The sequence below is a fragment of the uncultured Litoreibacter sp. genome (assembly GCF_947487515.1).
In the GTDB taxonomy this organism is placed as follows: Bacteria; Pseudomonadota; Alphaproteobacteria; order Rhodobacterales; family Rhodobacteraceae; genus Litoreibacter.
This window is the reverse complement of the sequence record NZ_CANKWO010000003.1, coordinates 574,253-594,632: the sequence shown is the minus strand read 5'-3', so window position 1 is coordinate 594,632 and position 20,380 is coordinate 574,253. Positions and strand designations below refer to the sequence as shown.

At 56.9% G+C, this 20,380-nt stretch carries 18 protein-coding genes; 11 read left to right on the top strand and 7 right to left on the bottom strand.

Annotation, left to right across the window (positions count from 1 at the left end; genetic code table 11):
* Positions 1–4: 4 nt before the first annotated feature.
* Together Q0746_RS12880 and Q0746_RS12875 are read right to left on the bottom strand one after the other, a co-directional pair.
* Entirely contained in the window at positions 5–574 is a 570-nt protein-coding gene (locus tag Q0746_RS12880) for a metallophosphoesterase (RefSeq protein WP_298260877.1), read from the bottom strand.
* 20 nt (positions 575–594) lie between these two features.
* Positions 595–861, bottom strand: a complete 267-nt coding sequence (locus Q0746_RS12875; protein ID WP_298260876.1) for a hypothetical protein — start codon at positions 859–861, stop codon at positions 595–597.
* Between the two features lie 395 nt (positions 862–1,256).
* On the opposite strand from Q0746_RS12875, the gene Q0746_RS12870 reads away from it, so the two are divergent.
* Positions 1,257–1,502 (top strand): helix-turn-helix transcriptional regulator, encoded by a 246-nt coding sequence (locus tag Q0746_RS12870; RefSeq protein ID WP_298260875.1) that lies wholly within the window; start codon positions 1,257–1,259, stop codon positions 1,500–1,502.
* Positions 1,503–1,627: 125 nt separating this feature from the next.
* On the opposite strand, the gene Q0746_RS12865 is transcribed toward Q0746_RS12870, so the two are convergent.
* A complete protein-coding gene (locus tag Q0746_RS12865; protein WP_298260874.1) occupies positions 1,628–3,901 on the bottom strand; it encodes an adenosylcobalamin-dependent ribonucleoside-diphosphate reductase in 2,274 nt (757 codons plus the stop codon).
* A gap of 83 nt (positions 3,902–3,984) precedes the next feature.
* Here Q0746_RS12865 and Q0746_RS12860 point away from each other — a divergent pair, with 83 nt between their 5' ends.
* Positions 3,985–4,413 carry a DUF1489 domain-containing protein gene (locus Q0746_RS12860; RefSeq protein WP_298260873.1) on the top strand — a complete coding sequence of 143 codons (429 nt, stop codon included), beginning with the start codon at positions 3,985–3,987 and terminating at the stop codon, positions 4,411–4,413.
* Here the strand turns inward: Q0746_RS12860 and hisG are convergent.
* From hisG to hisS, 3 genes are read right to left on the bottom strand one after another with little or no spacing between them, the layout of a single operon-like run.
* Positions 4,390–5,088 carry an ATP phosphoribosyltransferase gene (gene hisG / locus Q0746_RS12855; RefSeq protein WP_298260872.1) on the bottom strand — a complete coding sequence of 233 codons (699 nt, stop codon included), beginning with the start codon at positions 5,086–5,088 and terminating at the stop codon, positions 4,390–4,392. The two genes, Q0746_RS12860 and hisG, sit on opposite strands and share 24 nt — an antisense overlap.
* The gene (locus Q0746_RS12850) at positions 5,085–6,116 is read right to left on the bottom strand and encodes an ATP phosphoribosyltransferase regulatory subunit (RefSeq protein WP_298260870.1); all 1,032 of its coding nucleotides are present in this window, start codon (positions 6,114–6,116) and stop codon (positions 5,085–5,087) included. The genes hisG and Q0746_RS12850 overlap by 4 nt, the downstream gene beginning before the upstream one ends.
* Before the next feature lies 1 nt (position 6,117).
* Positions 6,118–7,605, bottom strand: coding sequence for a histidine--tRNA ligase (hisS, locus tag Q0746_RS12845; RefSeq protein WP_298260868.1), 1,488 nt, complete (start codon positions 7,603–7,605; stop codon positions 6,118–6,120).
* A gap of 102 nt (positions 7,606–7,707) precedes the next feature.
* Here hisS and Q0746_RS12840 point away from each other — a divergent pair, with 102 nt between their 5' ends.
* Entirely contained in the window at positions 7,708–7,911 is a 204-nt protein-coding gene (locus Q0746_RS12840; RefSeq protein WP_298260866.1) for a SlyX family protein, read from the top strand.
* 4 nt (positions 7,912–7,915) lie between these two features.
* Here the strand turns inward: Q0746_RS12840 and dnaE are convergent, their stop codons facing one another.
* Positions 7,916–11,413 (bottom strand): DNA polymerase III subunit alpha, encoded by a 3,498-nt coding sequence (gene dnaE / locus Q0746_RS12835; protein WP_298260864.1) that lies wholly within the window; start codon positions 11,411–11,413, stop codon positions 7,916–7,918.
* An 89-nt stretch (positions 11,414–11,502) separates the two neighbouring features.
* Between dnaE and Q0746_RS12830 the strand changes: the two genes are divergently transcribed.
* The 8 genes from Q0746_RS12830 (at position 11,503) to Q0746_RS12795 (ending at position 20,357) form a co-directional block, all read left to right on the top strand.
* Entirely contained in the window at positions 11,503–11,805 is a 303-nt protein-coding gene (locus tag Q0746_RS12830) for a metalloregulator ArsR/SmtB family transcription factor (RefSeq protein WP_298260862.1), read from the top strand.
* A gap of 125 nt (positions 11,806–11,930) precedes the next feature.
* A complete protein-coding gene (gene xdhA / locus Q0746_RS12825) occupies positions 11,931–13,286 on the top strand; it encodes a xanthine dehydrogenase small subunit (protein ID WP_298260860.1) in 1,356 nt (451 codons plus the stop codon).
* Entirely contained in the window at positions 13,283–15,544 is a 2,262-nt protein-coding gene (xdhB, locus tag Q0746_RS12820; RefSeq protein WP_298260859.1) for a xanthine dehydrogenase molybdopterin binding subunit, read from the top strand. The genes xdhA and xdhB overlap by 4 nt, the downstream gene beginning before the upstream one ends.
* Positions 15,541–16,458 (top strand): xanthine dehydrogenase accessory protein XdhC, encoded by a 918-nt coding sequence (gene xdhC, locus Q0746_RS12815; RefSeq protein WP_298260857.1) that lies wholly within the window; start codon positions 15,541–15,543, stop codon positions 16,456–16,458. Before xdhB ends, xdhC begins: the two co-directional genes overlap by 4 nt.
* Complete coding sequence (locus tag Q0746_RS12810) at positions 16,458–18,002, top strand: ABC transporter ATP-binding protein (protein WP_298260855.1); 1,545 nt, start codon at positions 16,458–16,460, stop codon at positions 18,000–18,002. The genes xdhC and Q0746_RS12810 overlap by 1 nt, the downstream gene beginning before the upstream one ends.
* Complete coding sequence (locus tag Q0746_RS12805) at positions 17,999–19,090, top strand: ABC transporter permease (RefSeq protein WP_298260853.1); 1,092 nt, start codon at positions 17,999–18,001, stop codon at positions 19,088–19,090. Before Q0746_RS12810 ends, Q0746_RS12805 begins: the two co-directional genes overlap by 4 nt.
* Positions 19,087–19,422 carry a hypothetical protein gene (locus tag Q0746_RS12800; protein WP_298260851.1) on the top strand — a complete coding sequence of 112 codons (336 nt, stop codon included), beginning with the start codon at positions 19,087–19,089 and terminating at the stop codon, positions 19,420–19,422. The genes Q0746_RS12805 and Q0746_RS12800 overlap by 4 nt, the downstream gene beginning before the upstream one ends.
* Entirely contained in the window at positions 19,413–20,357 is a 945-nt protein-coding gene (locus tag Q0746_RS12795; protein WP_298260849.1) for an ABC transporter permease, read from the top strand. Before Q0746_RS12800 ends, Q0746_RS12795 begins: the two co-directional genes overlap by 10 nt.
* Positions 20,358–20,380 lie beyond the last annotated feature (23 nt).

Sequence of the window (20,380 nt, the reverse complement as noted above, 5' to 3'; positions counted from 1 at the left end):
CCGATTATGTGCCGGATTCTGCCCCATGTTCGACATCGCACCAGTGTTTGTTTGGCGGCAGCTTCTTTGCCCGCCGCGCAATATCGGCAAAGGTGATCGGCATGAAGTCCCACACATCAACGCCAACATTCACGGAATTGCGCGATCCGCGCCAGTTGTTGTGAACGTGGCCAAACAACTGCAGCGCACCTCTTCGAGCGTGGTTCCATGTAATCATTGGATAATGGCACAAAGTGTTGAGCTGGTTCTGAGGCCCGTCTCGCAGTTCAGCGAATTGAGAGACTGAATCCCATGGCAGTTCGAGCGTTGGCTTGTGATCGTGGTTGCCGACTACCAAATGACGTTCCGCTCCTGGCAACTGATTGAAAATTTGCGCGACATAAGCGCTGTCCTTTGCCCTGGAGCCAAATGCAAAGTCGCCCAGAATCCAAAGCTGGTCTTCCGGGCCAACCACCTTCCACATGTTTTCCAGCATCGCTGCATCCATCTGTGATGCTGACACGAAGGGGCGATTACAAAATCGCATGATATTTTCGTGGCCGAAATGTGTGTCGGCTGTATACCAGATTGTCATTGAACATTCTCTCGGTTTGGTCAGCCCGTCAGAGCCCGAAGTTCTTCGGGGGTGTAGTCTAGGGCCAGTAATTTTAGAAAGAGCAGATCCAGAGGCAATTGTGTTTCCATCGAGCGTATGTCCTCGGATCGGATGCTCAGATTATATCCGCCACGTTTGTTGACGCTGACGCATATCTCACGCCCATTGAAAAAATCCCAAAGCACCAGTGTGAGAAAGGTGTCCTTTTGGTCTGTTTGGATCGTTATGCCCGAACATTGCGCCAGAACTTCTGGAACAACAGACACCAAAACGTCCCATGCCTGCTGCTGCTCAGTCTCACTTAAGGATTTTGCAGTTAGGGACGAATCTTGAGCAGCCGACATCAACGCCAAGACTGGGGTAAATCTCGTCCGGAATGATTCTACAGAATCTAGCGCTTGAGGAGGAACCTTATCCATCATTCTGATCTTATTTGAGCGAAGACCGCACTTTGCAGCCTAGAAGCACTGATTGTATGTATACCTAATTTCATCACTTTGCCCTCGGCATTGCAGACATCACATATGCGTAAATTGAGCCCACAAGCAGTTTCACATGATTCAATGAAGAGATGTGATCACACCAGATTTGAGCACCTTAAATACACAAATTCACAGTATACTTCATAGACCAAACGGTAAAGACCCAAGATGCCGATAGGATGGAAGAACTATCGGATAAGTTACTCACTTCATTTGCATTTGTCGTGCGCCAGCGTCGACTGGAGCTTGGGCTAACGCAAGAAGAACTCGCACACAGGGCGAATGTGTCGATGCGATATGTATCTCTTTTGGAGACGAAAAAGCACCAGCCAACGCTTGAGACGATAAATGGCCTAAGCGAAGGCCTCGAGATGACAATGACTGAGTTGATCCGCCAAATTGAGGCAACGCTCACTAAAGCGTAACCTCTTGTTATTTATGCACTAAATTAGATAAATGGGTTGGTCCTGCATCTATTCTAAAGGTCGCTTTGTGACCCAAAGGGCCCTGTTAGCTGACCCATTTCATCTGCCTCCCCCTAAACAGCCTTCTATCCGCATTTAGAATGCCCACATGACCCACAAGTCATGCAGCCCTCGATCATGCGTAGATCGAACTGACCGCAGCTTGGGCAAGCCGGACCTCGCCCTTCAGACAAATTCACGACCTGCGCTTGAGGGTCCGTTTTCAGCCCCATGCCTTCGCCTTCGATGAATCCCGTTGCGATCATGTGTTTTTCAATCACCCCGCCTATCGCTGCAAGGATGGAAGGGATGTATTTGCCCTGCATCCAAGCGCCCCCACGCGGATCGAACACGGCTTTCAATTCCTCAACCACAAAAGAGACATCGCCCCCGCGCCGGAACACGGCCGAAATCATTCGCGTTAAGGCCACGGTCCATGCAAAATGCTCCATGTTCTTAGAGTTGATGAACACCTCGAAGGGGCGTCGGTGGCCGTTGAGGATAATGTCATTGATGGTGATGTAGATCGCGTGCTCACTATCGGGCCATTTAACCTTGTAGGTCTGGCCTTCCAATTCATTTGGGCGGTCCAGTGGTTCGGACATATAGATAACGTCGCCGTCGGTGGCGGTTTCGGGATGCTCGGACGGGGTGGTTTCAGCCGTCTCCGATACGCTCAGAACAGAGCCGGTTACGGCATTGGGTCGGTACGTCGTGCAGCCTTTGCAGCCCGTATCCCATGCCTCCATATAGACGTCTTTGAAGTCGTCAAAGCTGATGTCTTCCGGGCAGTTGATCGTTTTCGAAATGGACGAATCCACCCATTTTTGTGCCGCCGCCTGCATGCGGACATGATCCAATGGGGCCAAGGTTTGTGCATTGACGAAGTAATCGGGCAGCTCCTTGTCGCCAAATTTCTCGCGCCACAGGTTCACCGCATAGTCGACGACCTCTTCCTCGGTCCGCGACCCGTCTTTTTGCAAGACTTTGCGGGTGTAGGCATAGGCAAAGACCGGCTCGATGCCCGAGGACACATTGCCCGCGTAAAGCGAGATCGTGCCAGTGGGGGCGATGGATGTCAGCAAGGCGTTGCGGATGCCGTGTTCGCGGATGGCTTCGCGCACATCGTCGTCCATGGCCTGCATCGCGCCGGAGGACAGATAGGCTTCGGCGTCGAACAAGGGGAACGCGCCTTTTTCCTTCGCCAAATCAACCGACGCCAGATATGCGGCGCGGGCGACCGCGTGCAGCCAACGCTCGGTCAGACGCGCCGCCTCTTCGGATCCATAGCGTGACCCGACCATCAGCAACGCATCCGCCAACCCCGTGACCCCCAACCCAATCCGGCGTTTTGCAGCCGCTTCGCGAGCCTGCGCCTCAAGCGGGAATTTCGACGCATCCACCACATTGTCCATCATCCGCACGGCCGTGCGCACCAGTGCATCCAGTTTGGCTTCGTCCAGATCAGCGCCCTCTTCAAACGGGCGATCTACCAGACGCGCCAAGTTGATGGAGCCCAACAAACACGCGCCATAGGGCGGCAAAGGTTGCTCGCCGCAGGGGTTGGTCGCGGCGATTTGCTCGACATAGGACAGGTTGTTGGCCTTGTTGATCCGGTCGATGAAAATCACCCCGGGCTCGGCATATTCATAGGTGCCGCGCATGATTTTGTTCCATAGATCCAACGCGCGCACGGTTTGGTACACTTGGCCGTCAAAGACCAAGTCCCATTCGCCGTCTGCCTTCACCGCTTCCATGAAGTCATCGGTGATCAACACGCTGAGGTTGAACATCCGCAAGCGGGCCGCATCCTGCTTGGCGGCAATGAAGGCCTCCACATCAGGGTGGTCGCACCGCATGGTCGCCATCATTGCGCCGCGCCGTGACCCTGCGGACATAATCGTGCGGCACATCGCGTCCCAGACGTCCATGAACGACAAAGGTCCCGACGCATCCGCCGCCACGCCCTTGACGTCCGCGCCCTTGGGCCGGATCGTGGAGAAGTCATATCCAATGCCGCCCCCTTGCTGCATCGTCAGCGCGGCCTCTTTGAGCATCTCAAAGATACCGCCCATGTTGTCGGGGATCGTTCCCATGACAAAGCAGTTGAACAAAGTGACCGAACGCCCTGTTCCAGCCCCTGCAATAATTCGGCCAGCGGGCAGGTATTTGAAATCTGACAGGGCGCCGTAGAAGGCCTCTTCCCATTGGGTCGGGTCGCTTTCAACTTTGGCTAAGTCCTTGGCAATGCGGCGCCATGTGTCTTCGACCTCTGCATCAATCGGGGTGCCATCCGCCTCTTTGAAGCGGTATTTCATGTCCCAGATTTGCGAGGCGATTGGGGCAGCGAAAGCGGTCATAGTGGTCGGTCCTTAGCAGGGAATCGGATTGAAGTCGGCAGTTGTGGGGTTACTATAGGTAGCACAGGCAAGGGGCGAGGCAATTGGCGCAAATCAATCTAGTTAAATTAAGTGTCGGGACCGAAAGCATATCCGACCTGCAAGATTGGCAAACGCTGCGCCGCGCCGAAATGCCTGAGGGGTTGCCGCGCCATGTTACCAGAATGTGGCCCAAACGCGAAACAGAGCTTGTGAACGGTGGTTCAATTTATTGGGTCATCAAGGGCTCCATCCAGGCCCGCCAGAAGGTTTTGCGTTTGGATGAGGTCATTGGAAATGACGGCATCCGCCGCTGTGCCATTGTTTTAGAGCCAGAAATTGTTCGAACAGCAGCTGTGCTCAAGCGACCATTTCAAGGTTGGCGATATCTAAAACCAGAAGACAGCCCGCCTGACCTAACAGCCCAACGAGAAAACGATGACGCCTTACCCGCAGAGATGTCTGCAGCCTTAGCTGATATCGGGATTTTCTAGGTTCAAGACACCCATCAGCTTGTTCAAGTCGCACCCAGACCAATCCGCGACCTTACTTGCAAACAATGTGGCTTGAGATGCCAGAATTGGGCCATCCGACAACATACGCAAGTGGTTGGCCTTCAACGTGGCGCCTGTGGTGGTAATATCTGCGACAGCTTCCGCTGTGAGGTTTGCGACAGTGCCCTCAGTTGCACCTTGGCTGTCAATCAACTGGTAATCCGCTACGCCTTGCCGTTGCAGGTATTCGCGTACCAAACGATGGTACTTCGTAGCAATTCGCATTCGAAAGCCATGTTCTTTGCGAAACGCTGCAGCAACCGCATCAAGATCGCCCACTGTTTCAACATCTGCCCAAAAGTCCGGAACTGCGATGATCAAGTCCGCATAACCAAATTCCATTTCCGCAACGGGTACGATCTTCTCTTCCCACAGCGAGATTTTCTCGCGCACCATATCAGTACCCGTCACCCCCAAATGGATGCGGCCTGCTGCCATCTCGCGCGGGATTTCCCCTGCTGACAGCAACACTAAGGACACGCCTTCGACGCCCTTCACCTCGGCCGCATATTCACGATCCGACCCGGTGCGCGCCAAGGTCACACCGCGCGCGGCAAACCACGCAAATGTGTCTTCCATCAAACGACCTTTGGAGGGGATTCCAAGCTTGATCATGCCAACACCTCCAGCAATTCGGGGCGGATCACACCACCCACTGCAGGAATTTCGCGCCCCTGCCCCAGCACTTTTGTGAGCGCATCATAACGCCCGCCAGTTGCCACAGGAACGCCCGTCTCACCGTGAAACCCGAACACAAAACCGTCGTAATATTCCATCGTTGTGCGTCCGTATGCCCCTGCGAAGTTAAGGTTATCCACGTCGATGCCCCGCTGCGCCATAGAACTCAGGCGCGTCTCCAACTGATCCAGCGCGGGCGTGATTGCGGGTAAATCCTTCGCAATCTGGCGCAATTCAACCAAGGCCTTCGGAGCGACGTCCGAGACGTCCAAAATCGCTTGCAACGCCTGTAACTCCGATGGTTCCAAAGGTGCGAACTCTGCATCAGTACGCAGCGCACTCAGGCGGCTTTCAACCTCAACCGCAGAGCGTAGCCCGATCTGCGGTGCCTCCGAGTTAAAGGCAGGAACCTCTCGTGTTGAAGTCGACGAAAATCGGTCCAGAAGGGCGCGGAACCTCACGGGCCGCCAGATGTGTCGCAGCAGGGCATCGCGGCGGCGTTCGGTGGTAGACAGGCCTGAGACGGCGGCCGTCAATATGCCAATGTCCCCTGTCGCTGCAGTCACCGAAAACCCGCTTAATGCCTTTGAAAACAAGGAGAAAACTTCCGCATCTGCACCCGCCGGATCAGCGCGGTCGAAAACCTCATACCCGACTTGGGTGTATTCGGAAGGGCGGCCCGTGCCCGCCTCTTGGGCGCGAAACACCAAGCCTTGGTAGGTATAGCGCGCAGGCTCCGCGCCGTCTTTCATATGCTGCTGCACCACCGGAACCGTAAAGTCAGGACGCAGCATTTGTTCGCCCAAAACTGGGTCAGAGGTCACATAGGCCCGCGCACGAATGTCTTCGCCGTACAGGTCCAACAACGTATCCGAAGGTTGCAAAACCGACGTTTCGACCGAAACGGCACCGGCTTCCCGAAACAGGCGCGACAGCCGTTCGGTTTCTTGACGAATGCGGTCCATATCAGTTCAACATCTTCTTAATCGTGGCCACCAAATCCGCGCGCGCGACTTCGCTTTGCGCCGGCTGGCCTTTCCATTCTTCAAGCGTCGCGGTTTTGGCAATCTCTGCGCCCAACACAAGATCCTTGACCTGCACCACCCCGCGCTCTGCCTCGTCCGAGCCTTCGATGATCGCAATCGGTGAATGCCGCTTGTCGGCGTATTTCAACTGGTTGCCAAAGTTCTTCGGGTTTCCCAAATAGACCTCCGCGCGGATGCCTGCGTTGCGCAGCTCGCTCACGATGCTTTGATAATGCGCCATGCGCGCCCGATCCATTACTGTCACGATCACAGGGCCCACGGTTTCTTTGTTCATGCGCCCCTTCGCATGCAATGCCGCCAACAGGCGATCCACGCCGATGGACACCCCCGTTGCTGGCACTTCTTGACCGGTAAAGCGCTTGACCAGATCATCATAGCGCCCACCACCGGCAACAGAGCCAAACTGGCGTGGGCGGCCCTTCTCGTCGTTGATCTCAAACGTCAGCTCTGCCTCGTAGACAGGGCCCGTGTAATACCCAAGGCCACGCACGACGCTTGGGTCAATCTCAATACGGTCCGAGTTGTAGCCTTGCGCCGCCATCAGCTCCGCGATGGTTTCCAACTCTTGCACACCGGCGACGCCCGTGTCGGAGCCGATGACCAACTCGTTCAGGCGCGTAACGGTCGCCCCACCGCTATCGCGTTTGGCCTGCATGAAGCCCATCACGATCTCAGCCTGCTCATCGCTGAGACCCGCGCCTTTGGTGAAGTCGCCGCTACCATCTTCGCGCCCCGCCCCCAGCAGCGCCCGCACGCCATCTGTGCCAAGGCGATCCAGCTTGTCGATCGCGCGCAAAACGATTCCACGTTCGTCCATGAATTTGGCCGGATCGCTTGGGTCCAGCACCCCTGCCACTTCCATGACGCCGTTCAGAACCTTGCGGTTGTTGACCCGCACAATGTAGTCACCGCGCGGAATGCCAACGGCCTCCAAAGTATCCGACAACATGGCGCAAATCTCCGCGTCCGCGGCCACCGAAGACGCGCCAACTGTGTCCGCATCACATTGATAGAACTGGCGGAACCGGCCGGGGCCAGGCTTTTCGTTGCGCCAAACCGGTCCCATCGCATAGCGGCGGTAAGGTGTGGGCAGATCATTGCGGAATTGCGCATAAACGCGGGCCAAAGGGGCCGTCAGATCGTAGCGCAACGCCAGCCAGTCGGCGTCCTCATCCTCTTGCCACGCGAAGACACCCTCGTTGGGGCGATCCACGTCGGGCAGGAACTTGCCAAGCGCCTCGACAGTTTCAACGGCGCTGCTTTCGAGGGCCTCAAAGCCATAAAGCTGGTAGACGTCAGATATCTGATCCAGCATCGCTTTGCGCTGCGTGACTTCTGCGCCAAAGTAGTCGCGAAACCCTTTTGGGGTGACGGCCTTCGGGCGGGGCTGCTTTTTGACTTTGGCCATGACACGCTGTCCTGCTTGGTATGTTTGGCCAAGGCTTTACCCCGCAGCCCTTGCGGGGGCAAGCAAAGCGCCATATCTGCGACATGAAAACCGGAGGCAATGATGACAGACACGACCCAGCTGGAAGAGAAAATCGCCCATCTGACACGCACCGTCGAGGATATGTCCGACATCGTGGCGCGTCAGGAAACCGAAATCGCGTCTCTTCTGAGGCGGGTCGAAATGTTGATGCAGCGTTCCGCCGAGCAGGAATTGGACGTTGGCGGCACGGCTGTTCTTGCAGATCAACGTCCGCCACATTGGTAGAAAGCTAGATTTCTTCCACCATCACCACGCCGCCCAGAGATTTGATCGCGCCTTTAACTTGCGGGTTCACCGCAAAGCGATCGCCGAGTGACACTTCAACTTCGCCAGGTAGATCGGGCGACATCAAGCACAAAGACACCGGCCCGCGCGCGCGGATTTTCGGGTCTTGGCCGGATCGCTCCAACACGGATGCAATAGCCGTGATCGCGCTGTCTTCTTCCACGAAAATCTTCAACCCAAGCGACCCCGCATCGGCCACGGCCCCATCCACCGGTTGCGCACCACGGCACAGCAACTTCAGCTGTTCCGCCTCCAAGGTCGCCTCGACGGTCATCACAACATTCGCGCCCGTGACCAAGTGATCGCCGGATTTCTCTAGCGTGTCAGAGAACACGGTCACCTCGAACTGACCCGTCGGGTCAGAGCCTTGCACAAATGCAAACCGGTTGCCGCGCGCGGATTTGCGGTCCTGACGCCCTGCGATATTCGCCCCAAGTGTTGCCACGAACGGGCCCCCTTGTGCGCGCTGCTCGATCTCGGTCAGGGTCATCGCCCCCTTGCGCTTCAAGATCAGCATGTAGTCGTCCAACGGGTGACCGGACAGGTAGAAGCCAATGGCTTTGAACTCTTCCATTAGCCGTTCTGCCGGCAGCCAATCATCTACTGGTGACAACCGAGGCTCCGGAAGATCATCGCCCGCCTCCCCGAACAGCGACACTTGGTTCGAGTTGCGTTGCTCAAAAATTGCGGCCGAGTAGTTTACCAACCCGTCGAGCGACGCAAAAACGCGGTGGCGGTTCGGGTCCAGTTGATCAAAGGCACCAGAGCGCGCCAGCATTTCCAACGGGCGTTTGCCCACTCGCTTCAAATCCACGCGACGGGCGACATCGAACAGCGTCGCAAACGGCGTGCCGTCACGCCCTTCGACGAAAAGCTTCATCGCTTCGACGCCGACGTTCTTCAAACCACCTAGCGCATAGACCACGCAGCCGTCTTTTACGGTAAACGTCGCATCCGAGCGGTTCACGCAGGGCGGCACCACTTCTATGTCCATGCGTTTGGTGATCTCGTCGAAATACACCGCCAATTTATCCGTCAGGTGCAAATCGCAGTTCATCACGCCCGCCATAAATTCGACGGGGTGGTTCGCCTTCAGCCACGCTGTTTGGTAGCTGACCACCGCATAGGCCGCGGCGTGAGATTTGTTGAAGCCGTAGTTGGCGAATTTTTCCAGAAGATCGAAGACCTCGCGGGCTTTCTTCGCATCGACGCCGTTTTCCTTGGCGCCTTCTTCAAACTTCGGACGCTCCGCATCCATCGCTTCCTTGATCTTCTTACCCATCGCACGGCGCAACAAGTCAGCACCACCAAGCGAATAGCCCGCCATGACCTGCGCGATTTGCATAACCTGTTCTTGGTAAACGATGATGCCTTGGGTCTCGGCCAAAATATGGTCAATCGACGGGTGAACCGATTCCAACTCTTTGGTGCCGTTTTTCACCTCGCAATAGGTCGGGATATTCTCCATCGGGCCAGGGCGATACAAAGCCACCAGCGCCACGATGTCTTCAATGCAAGTGGGCTTCATACGCCGTAGCGCATCCATCATGCCCGAGCTTTCCACCTGAAACACGGCCACAGTTTTGGCTGCAGAATAAAGGTCATAGGACTTTTTGTCGTCCAACGGGATCGCCCCGATGTCATTCAGCGCGCCCTCAGGGGGGTCAAACAACGTCTCACCCGCCGCATCAATGTGTAGCGGGCGGGAGGGCGTGATCAGGTCAATGGCGTTTTGAATCACGGTCAGGGTTTTCAGGCCCAAGAAGTCGAACTTTACGAGGCCAGCTTGCTCAACCCATTTCATGTTGAACTGCGTCGCTGGCATGTCAGAACGGGGGTCTTGATACAGCGGAACCAGCAAATCCAGAGGCCTGTCCCCGATCACCACACCCGCCGCGTGAGTTGACGCGTTCCGCAGCAATCCTTCGACCTGTTGGCCGTAATCCAGCAAACGGGCCACGACCTCTTCGGATTTCGCCTCTTCCCGCAGCTTCGGCTCGTCAGCCAAGGCTTTTTCAATCGATACCGGCTTCACGCCCTCGACAGGGATCAGTTTTGATAGGCGGTCCACCTGCCCGTAAGGCATCTGCAACACACGCCCCACATCACGCACTGCAGCTTTGGACAGCAAAGCACCGAACGTGATGATCTGCCCCACCTTGTCGCGGCCATATTTTCCCTGAACGTAGCGAATAACCTCTTCACGGCGATCCATGCAAAAGTCGATATCGAAGTCGGGCATCGACACACGTTCGGGGTTCAAGAAGCGCTCGAACAGCAAGGAATACCGCAGTGGGTCAAGGTCGGTCACTGTCAGCGCATAGGCCACCAAGGACCCCGCACCAGATCCACGACCCGGCCCCACAGGGATGTGGTGGTCTTTGGCCCATTTAATGAAATCGGCCACAATCAAAAAGTAGCCGGGGAACCCCATGCCCTCAATAATGCCCAGCTCAAATTCCAGTCGCTCTTCGTATTCCTCAACACTTGCCGCGTGGGGGATCACCGCCAAACGCGCCTTAAGGCCTTCTTGCGCTTGGCGCCGCAATTCAACGACTTCGTCATCCGCAAACTTCGGCAAAATCGGATCGCGTTTGTAGACTTTGAACGCACAGCGCTGCGCGATTTCCACGGTGTTTTCCAAAGCTTCCGGCAGGTCGGCAAACAGTGTCGCCATCTCCTGAGGGGATTTGAAATAGTGCTGCGGAGTCAAGCGGCGGCGGCCTTCTTGTTGGTCCACATAGGCGCCTTCAGAGATGCAAATCAGCGCGTCATGGGCCTCATACATATCCGGCTTTGGAAAGTAGGCATCATTCGTAGCCACCAAAGGAAGCCCCATGGCATAGGCCATTTCCACGTGCCCCTGCTCCGACTTTTGTTCTGCCTCAGGTAACCCGCCATCCACTGGGTGGCGTTGCAACTCGACATACAAACGGTCGGCGTAGATCAGCGCCAGCTTGTCCATCAAATCTTGCGCTTTGGGACGTTGCCCCGCCTGCAACAACCGCCCGATGGGGCCATCTGGCCCGCCGGTCAGGCAAATCAGCCCCGCGTTGTGCGCGTCCAATTCATCGACAGAGACCTGCGGCAATTCCCCATCTGAATCGATGTACAGACAGGAATTCAACTTCATCAGGTTTTCATAGCCCTGCTCGGTTTGAGCGAGAAGGACAATGGGGGCCGGTGCGCGTGCGCGTTCGCCTTGCGGGGCCTTGTCGAAGGTTAAATCAACTTGGCATCCGATGATCGGCTGGATTCCCGCGCCGGAGGCATATTCGGAAAACTCTAAGGCTGCGAACATGTTGTTCGTGTCCGTCAACGCAACCGCGGGCATCCCCCCGTTGGCGCAAATACCGGGTAGTTTTTTCAGGCGCATCGCCCCTTCCAGCAAGGAATACTCGGAATGGGTGCGCAGGTGAATGAATCGGGGGGAATTGCTCATGGCCACACATTACGTCGCCCCCTTCCATCGCGAAACCCCGAAATCCATCAGCCATTGTTCCGACGATGGGAATCGCATTAGTTAGTCAGATGGCTAACCATTCCCTTGATACGCTTTTTGCCTCGCTCGCGGATCCCACGCGCCGCGCGGTCATTGAACGGCTGGCCCATGGTCCCGCTGCGGTGAAGGAGCTTGCCGCGCCACATAACATGGCTCTGCCGTCTTTTCTGCAACATATCAAAGTGATGGAGGCAGGCGGTATTATCGCCACCCGCAAGGAAGGCCGACAACGTATCTGCCGAATGGAGCCAAATGCCCTGATCCCTCTGCAAGGATGGCTGGAGTGGCAACGACTGGCGTGGGAAGCCCAAGTCTCGGACCCCGAGAACTGAGTCACTTGCCAAAAGCACATTCCTAGGCTTTGTTGGAAACCAACACATCCCGCGCGCCTTCTACGTCGCATCGAAAGCACGCCAAAGGGAACAGCCAACAAGTAACGCGGCAGGACAAATTTCATATGTTAACGTTTCTTCTGAACGGAGAGACTGTTGAGGCTGAGGTCGGTCCAACCGAAACCCTGCTCGATTTTCTGCGCGACCGACGCGATCTCACTGGCACCAAAGAAGGCTGCAACGAAGGCGATTGCGGGGCCTGTTCGGTTGTGGTCACGGGGCAGGATGGAATTGCCCGCGCGATGAATGCTTGCATTTTGCTCATGCCCCAACTCTCTGGCCGCGCCGTGCGCACGGTTGAAGGCATCTCGGGGCCCAATGGTGAATTGCACCCTGTGCAACGCGCGATGGTTGATTTGCACGGCGCGCAATGCGGCTTTTGCACGCCAGGATTTGTGACCACCATGGCTGCTGCCCACGCCAATGGGGCGACCAATCATGAGGAGCAGTTGGCCGGAAATCTATGCAGATGCACAGGATATGCCCCGATCATTCGCGCCGCACAGGCTGCCTCGACGCAAAGCGTCCCCTCATGGATGGAAGAGTCGTCCATTGAGGCCAAAGCCCCCTTTCCGATGCCGCAAACCTCGGACGCATTGGCCGAATGGTACAGCAAAAACCCCACAGCCACATTGATCGGCGGGGCTACCGATGTTGGCCTATGGATCACCAAACGGCTACAGGATCTGGAAAATGTTGTGTTCTTGGGACGTTGCGCCGACTTGCAGCAGATTGAGGTAACCGACGAGGGGCTGCGCATAGGGGCTGCTTGCACGATTACCCAAATCATGGAGGCTGTGGCCCCGCTCTATCCTTCATTCGCACAAATGCTGCGTCGTTATGGGTCTGAACAAGTGCGAAATGCCGCAACGATCGGCGGGAACATCGCAAACGGGTCACCCATTGGGGACGGCCCGCCCGCGCTGATCGCTTTGGGCGCTGTCTTGCATCTTCGTAAAGGGGACATCCGCCGTGCCATGCCGCTAGAGGATTTCTTCATCGCCTATGGTCAGCAAGACCTGCAAGCGGGCGAGTTTGTGGAATACGTCACAATCCCCAAGCAGCGCGACACGGTGAAATGCTACAAATTGTCCAAGCGGTTCGACCAAGACATTTCGGCGGTGTGTGGCTGTTTCAATATTGTGGTGGCTGGCGGTTCTGTCGCTAAGGCGCGGATTGCCTTTGGCGGGATGGCCGGCACCCCCAAGCGGGCCATACATGTTGAGAATGCCTTGATTGGCAAGGCGTGGAACGAAGACAATATGGAAGCAGCTTTGCTGCAGTTTCCGCAAGATTACACCCCGATGAGCGACATGCGCGCCTCTGCTGGCTACCGAATGCAGGCTGCGCAAAACATGCTACGGCGCGTGTTTGTAGAAAGCTTGGGCGTTCCGGCATCAGTGCATGAGGTGCGCCCATGAGTGTCGGCACATCTGCCCCCCATGACGCGGCGTCTTTGCATGTGACGGGCACCGCGCGCTATACTGACGACATACCCACCCCGCGAGGAACACTGCATTTGGCCTTCGGGTTAAGCACCATTGCGAAGGGTAAGATCACCGCAATGAACCTTGACGCGGTGCGCGCGGCCCATGACGTGGTCGATGTGCTTACTGCCGACCATTTGCCCCATGACAATGACGTCAGCCCTTCGAACCATGACGAGCCATTGTTGGCCAAGGGCGAAGTGCACTATCTGGGCCAACCGGTCTTTCTAGTCGTCGCCAAGTCGCATCTGGCGGCGCGCAAAGCAGCGCGACTGGCGCAGATTGACTATGACGCGCAAACTCCTGTTCTGACGATTGACGAGGCCTTGGCCGCCAATTCTCATTTTGAGGAAGGGCCGCGCGTCTACGCCAAAGGCGACGCACCTGCGCAACTCGCCAGTGCCACCAATCGCCTGCAAGCCAGCTTCGAAATTGGCGGTCAGGAGCATTTCTATCTGGAAAGCCATGCCGCGCTGGCGCTGCCCCAAGAAGGCGGCGATATGGTCGTTCATGCCTCGTCGCAGCACCCCACCGAAATTCAACATAAGGTGGCGGAAGCTTTGGGCCGCCCAATGAATACCGTGCGGGTGGAGGTTCGGCGCATGGGCGGCGGCTTTGGCGGGAAAGAGAGCCAAGGCAACGCGCTATGTGTGGCCTGTGCGGTGGTGGCCGACAAACACCGCCAGCCGGTCAAAATGCGCTATGACCGCGACGATGACATGATCATCACGGGCAAACGCCACGAGTTTCGCATCGACTATGACGTCGGATTTGACGCCCGCGGCAAAATCCAAGCCATCGACGTCACGCATTTTGCGCGTTGCGGTTGGGCGCAGGACCTCTCTTTGCCTGTTGCGGACCGTGCCATGCTGCACGCCGACAACGCCTATAATCTGGAGCACGCGCGGATCACTTCGCATCGACTGAAGACCAACACTCAAAGCAATACTGCCTTTCGCGGCTTTGGCGGTCCACAAGGTATCGTCGGGATCGAGCGGGTCATGGATCACATCGCCCACACCCTTGGATTGGACCCGTTGACCGTACGCCGCGAAAACTACTACGCCTCGCAGTCAACCACGCAGACCACCCCTTACGGCATGCAGGTCACTGACAGCATTATTCGCGAAATGACGGATAAATTGGAGGTGTCGTCAGACTACCAAGCACGGCGCAAGGCGGTGGCTGACTGGAACGGCAAAAACCCCGTTTTGAAACGCGGGATAGCCCTCACACCGGTGAAATTCGGCATCTCCTTCACTCTGACGCATTTGAACCAAGCAGGCGCTTTGGTACATGTCTACCAAGACGGGTCGATCCATTTGAACCATGGCGGCACAGAAATGGGCCAAGGGTTGTTTACCAAGGTGGCGCAAGTCGCAGCGCAGTGCTTTGGGGTGCCGCTGGAGGCGGTCAAAATCACCCCGACTGATACCGGCAAAGTTCCCAATACCTCTGCCACGGCGGCCTCTTCGGGGTCAGATTTGAACGGCATGGCGGTGCTGGATGCCTGCGAGAAAATCAAAGCGCGGATTGCAACATTCCTGTCGCAAGGCCCCGTGGTGTTCGAAGGTGGTCGTGTTGAATTCGACGGCACGACGCTCAGCTTCGCAGAGGCCGCATCACAAGCCTATCAAAACCGCATCTCCTTGTCGGCGACCGGCTTTTACGCCACCCCCGACGTCGAATGGGACCGAATTGCGGGCCATGGTCGCCCGTTCTTCTACTTCGCTTACGGCGCGGCGGTGACAGAGGTGGTGATCGATACGCTTACCGGTGAGAACCGCATCCTGCGCGCGGATATCTTGCATGATTGCGGGCGCTCCTTGAATCCAGCACTGGACATCGGCCAGATCGAAGGGGGCTATGTGCAAGGTGCCGGCTGGCTGACAACCGAGGAGCTGGTTTGGGATGACAAGGGCAACCTGAAAACCCACGCCCCATCGACTTACAAAATCCCCACGGCTTCAGACCGCCCCGAAGTGTTCAATGTCGCCTTGTGGGACGGGGAAAATCGCGCCGAGACCGTGTTCAAATCCAAAGCGGTCGGGGAGCCGCCGTTTATGCATGGTATTTCGGTATGGTCGGCATTAACGAACGCCATTTCGTCCTGCGGCGAAAGCTTCCCCGACATTGATGCCCCCGCAACTGCGGAAGTTGTGTTGATGGCTTGCCAAAAGTTGCGCGCATGAGTTTTGACCCGAAAAACCTGCAAGTGGCACTGGCAGAACATGGCCGCGTTGCGCGGGTGGTTATTGTGTCCCACAGTGGCTCCAGCCCTCGCGAGGCAGGGACCTCAATGCTGGTTTGGGAGGGCGGCCAATCTGGGACGATCGGCGGCGGCGCTTTGGAATTAGAAGCATCGCGCGCTGCCCTGACACAGTCTTGCGGCGTGACGCGGGTTCCGCTTGGCCCCGCGTTGGGACAATGTTGTGGAGGGGCGGTTACACTTGTCACAGAGATTTTCGAGCAAATGCCAGACACGCGCGCCGGTTTTGCGCGACAAGTAGAGGGCGATGCGCCGCAACCAATGTCGATCCAACGCGCCATCGCTGCGGCCCGAAACGGGTCTGGCGGGCAGTTGGTCTTTGAGAACGGGTGGCTGTTTGAAACCGTTTCTCATCCCCCGAACCCGTTGTGGATTTGGGGGGCTGGCCATGTCGGTCGGGCGATTGTGGAGACCCTCGCCCCTACGCAAGCCTTTGATATAACTTGGGTTGATAGTGGGCCGGAACGCTTCCCCCCCGCGCGCCATGCAGTCACCCACCTTCCGGTAGCCAATATCCCCGACGCCGCAAAATTTGCCCCCGCTGACGCGCATCATCTGATCCTGACCTATTCGCATGCCTATGACCTAGAGCTTTGCCACCGCTTGCTGGCCCATGGGTTTTCAAGCCTTGGTGTGATCGGATCAGCGACCAAATGGGCGCGGTTCAAATCTCGGCTTTTGACCTTGGGGCACACAAGCGCACAAATTTCACGCATTCGCTGCCCCATCGGGCAACCCGCGCTTGGAAAACATCCGCAGGCCATTGCCGTAGGCGTGGCTTCTGAGCTACTTCTGTCGCTGCAATCGAAGGCCTTGGAGAAGGACGTCGCGGTTTGATGGAGGATCGTCTTAGCATCGCAGGTGAAGATCTGCTTACGATCACAGGGCTGACAAAGGCCTATCCCGGTGTTGTTGCGAACGATCAGGTCTCGTTTTCTATCCGTCCTGGAGAGGTGCACGCCTTGTTGGGCGAAAACGGTGCAGGCAAATCCACGCTTGTGAAAATGATTTACGGATTGGTGAAGCCCGACGCCGGATCCATGGTGCTTAAGGGCGTGCCCTATAGCCCAGCAGAACCCCGCGCCGCCCGCGCTGCGGGGGTGGCGATGGTGTTTCAGCATTTCTCTTTGTTCGAGGCGCTCAACGTCGCGGAGAACATCGCCCTTGGGATGGAAAACCCACCCAAAATGCGTGATTTGGCTGCTCGTATCAGAGAGGTTTCCCAAAACTACGGCTTACCGCTGGACCCCGATCAAATGGTGGGTGATCTGTCCGCAGGGGAGCGTCAGCGCGTCGAAATCATTCGCTGCCTGCTACAGAATCCGAAGCTGCTGATCATGGATGAGCCGACGTCCGTGCTGACCCCGCAAGAGGTCTCGGTGCTGTTTCAAACGCTGGAAAAGCTGCGTGGCGAGGGCTGCTCGATCCTCTATATCTCGCACAAACTCGAAGAAATCCGCGCGCTTTGCGACCATGCAACGATTTTGAGGTTGGGTCAGAAAGTTGCCACCTGCAACCCGCGCCAAGAAACGGCACGCGCAATGGCCGAAATGATGGTCGGAGAGGCGCTGCACGTCCCGCAAAAGGCGCCGCGTATCCCACAAGATGTGGCGCTTGAAATTGACCAACTGGATGTCCCCGCCCGAGCCGCATTTGGCACTTCCCTCAAGGGCATCAGCCTATCGGTTCAGAAGGGCGAAATCCTTGGAATTGGCGGCGTGGCAGGCAATGGGCAGGACGAGTTGTGCTCCGTCCTTTCTGGCGAGGCCTTAACAGCAGCTGAGCAAGTTAAACTTGCCGGAACCCCCATTGGCGACCTCGGCCCGAATGCCCGCCGCGCCTTGGGGCTGCTTGCTGCCCCAGAAGAACGTCTGGGCCATGCCGCTGCGCCTGATATGTCGCTGACGGAAAACGCTTTGCTATCGGGCGCGGTGCGTGAAGGCTTGGAACACAACGGGATGATCGACTGGGGTAAAACCCGTGATTTCGCCCAAAAGATCATCCACAGATTCGACGTGCGCACCCCTTCAGCCAACACGGCCGCGCGCGCGCTTTCTGGTGGCAACTTGCAAAAATTCGTGGTGGGCCGCGAGATATTGCAAAACCCGTCTGCTTTGGTGATCAATCAGCCGACTTGGGGCGTTGACGCCTCTGCCGCCGCCGCGATCCGCCAAGCGTTGTTGGACCTTGCGGCCGAAGGCGCGGCTATCGTGGTGATCAGTCAGGACTTGGATGAGTTGATGGAGATATCCGACAGGTTTGCAGCGCTGAATGAAGGGCGCTTAAGCGCGCCGGTGGAAACCTCCGATCTGGACGTCGAAAAAATCGGCCTCATGCTAGGTGGCGCGAGTGACACAAAAGCTGAGCAGGTGAGCGCGTGATTACATTGGAAAAACGCCCCGAGCCGTCGAAGCTTTGGACTGCCATCACCCCCATATTGGCGGTCGTCGCGACGATGATCGCTGGTGGCATCATGTTCGCCGTGTTGGGAAAGGACCCCCTCGTCGCGATCCGCACGATTTTCTGGGACCCTTTGTTCAATGAACAATTCGCGGGGTTCTCTCGTCCTCAATTGCTGGTCAAAGCCGCGCCGCTGATCCTGATCGCAACCGGCCTTGCCATGGGGTTTCGCGCCGGTGTTTGGAACATCGGGGCCGAAGGGCAATATATCATGGGGGCGATCTGCGGGGCCGCCGTGGGGTTGGCGTTCTACCCCACAGAAAGCTTCTTGATATTTCCGCTGATGATCGCCGCAGGGGCCTTGGGCGGCTTCCTTTGGGCGATGATCCCTGGGGTATTGAAGGTCAAGTTCCACACCAATGAAATTTTGGTCTCCTTGCTGCTGGTTTATGTGGCCGAGTTTATCCTTGCCTCCATGGCACTGGGGGCGTTGCGCAACCCTGAGGGCAACGGCTTCCCCGGCTCTCGGAACCTGAAGGAATACCCCTCGGCCTTCAACGCGGAGCTGTTGCCCAACACCGGCCTGCATTGGGGCGTCGTGGCCGCGATCATCGCTGTGATCTTTGCCTATGTTCTGTTCTCCAAACATATGATGGGCTTCCATATTCGCCTTGCAGGTCAAGCCCCGAAAGCCGCACGTTTCGGCGGGGTGGAGCCTGCACGTCTAATCCTGTTCTGCCTCGGCACATCCGGCGCATTGGCAGGGCTGGCAGGGCTGTTCGAAGTGTCCGGCCCAGCGGGCCAAATCAGTATCGACTTCAACGTGGGCTACGGCTTTACCGCGATCATCGTAGCCTTCCTTGGCCGCCTGAACCCGTTCGGCATTCTGTTGGCGGGGCTGCTGATGGCGCTGACCTATATCGGCGGCGAATTGGCGAGCTTCATGCTGGGTGTGCCCACGGCGGCAATCCAAGCCTTCCAAGGCATGTTGTTGTTCTTCTTGTTGGCCGTCGACGTGTTGACGAACTATCGGATCAAGTTTGGTACCAAGGGAGGTGGTTCAATATGAATGAGCCCCACCCCAGATACCGTAGCAACAAATTCTATTTTACCTGCGGAGTAGTATTCTCATTAGCAGTAATTGGGCTGCTATTTGTCGGTTCTTTTGGGTTCTTCATCATATTAATTGCTGGCTCAGTTTCGGTATTCGAATTCATTCGCGCATTGCTTGGACTAGTTGGGCCACGAAGCGAACAAGCCTATGAATTAGTGTCGCAAAATGTCGTTACGGATAATGAAAATGTCCCGCCGCGAGTGAGACTCGCTTTTTGGGGCGGCTTCATAATGCTGTTGGTCATGGGGCAACTCGCTGTATTTGGAGGATTACCGCTATGGACCTAAGTGCAATCTCCCCGACCCTCCTACTGGCCTCCCTCATGGTTGCGGCCACGCCGATCCTTCTCGCAGCACTTGGCGAGTTAATTGTCGAGAAATCCGGTGTCCTCAACCTTGGCGTAGAAGGCATGATGATCACTGGTGCTATTTGCGGCTTTGCCATCGCGGTGGAGACCGGATCCCCTGTTGTGGGCTTTATCGCCGCCGCAGCGGGTGGCGCCGTGTTGTCACTGATATTCGGATTTCTGACGCAGTATTTGCTGTCCAATCAGGTGGCCACCGGCTTGGCGCTGACCCTGTTCGGGCTTGGGCTGTCGTCCTTGATGGGGCAAAGCTATGTTGGCATCCGCCCGCCTGCCATTGAGAAGCTGAACCTAGGGCCTTTGGCGGATATTCCTTTGCTTGGCCCAGTGCTGTTTAACCATGATCTGATGGTCTACCTGACGCTGGCGCTTTGTGTCGGCATCTGGGCCACCCTGAAATTCACCCGTGCGGGCCTAATCCTACGCGCGGTGGGCGAGAACCACGACGCGGCCCATGCGCTTGGCTATAAGGTCGTGAAAGTGCGCTTGCTGGCTATCATGTTTGGCGGGGCCTGCGCTGGCCTTGGTGGCGCATACCTCAGCCTGATCCGCGTGCCGCAATGGACCGAGGGCATGACCGCAGGTGCGGGCTGGATTGCCTTGGCAATTGTTGTCTTTGCCTCATGGCGCCCGTTGCGTGTTTTGCTGGGTGCCTATCTTTTCGGCGGGGTGACTGTTTTGCAGCTCAACCTGCAAGCCGCGGGTCTGGCAATTCCTGTCGAATACTTGTCCATGTCGCCATATCTGATAACCATCGTTGTGCTGGTCATAATGTCTGCTCCCCGCAAGGGCGGAAAAAGCCGCGCATCACTCGCCGCGCCTGCCTGCTTGGGGCGCGCATTCCATGCTTCACAATGAGGCCAATAACCATTTCAACCTGG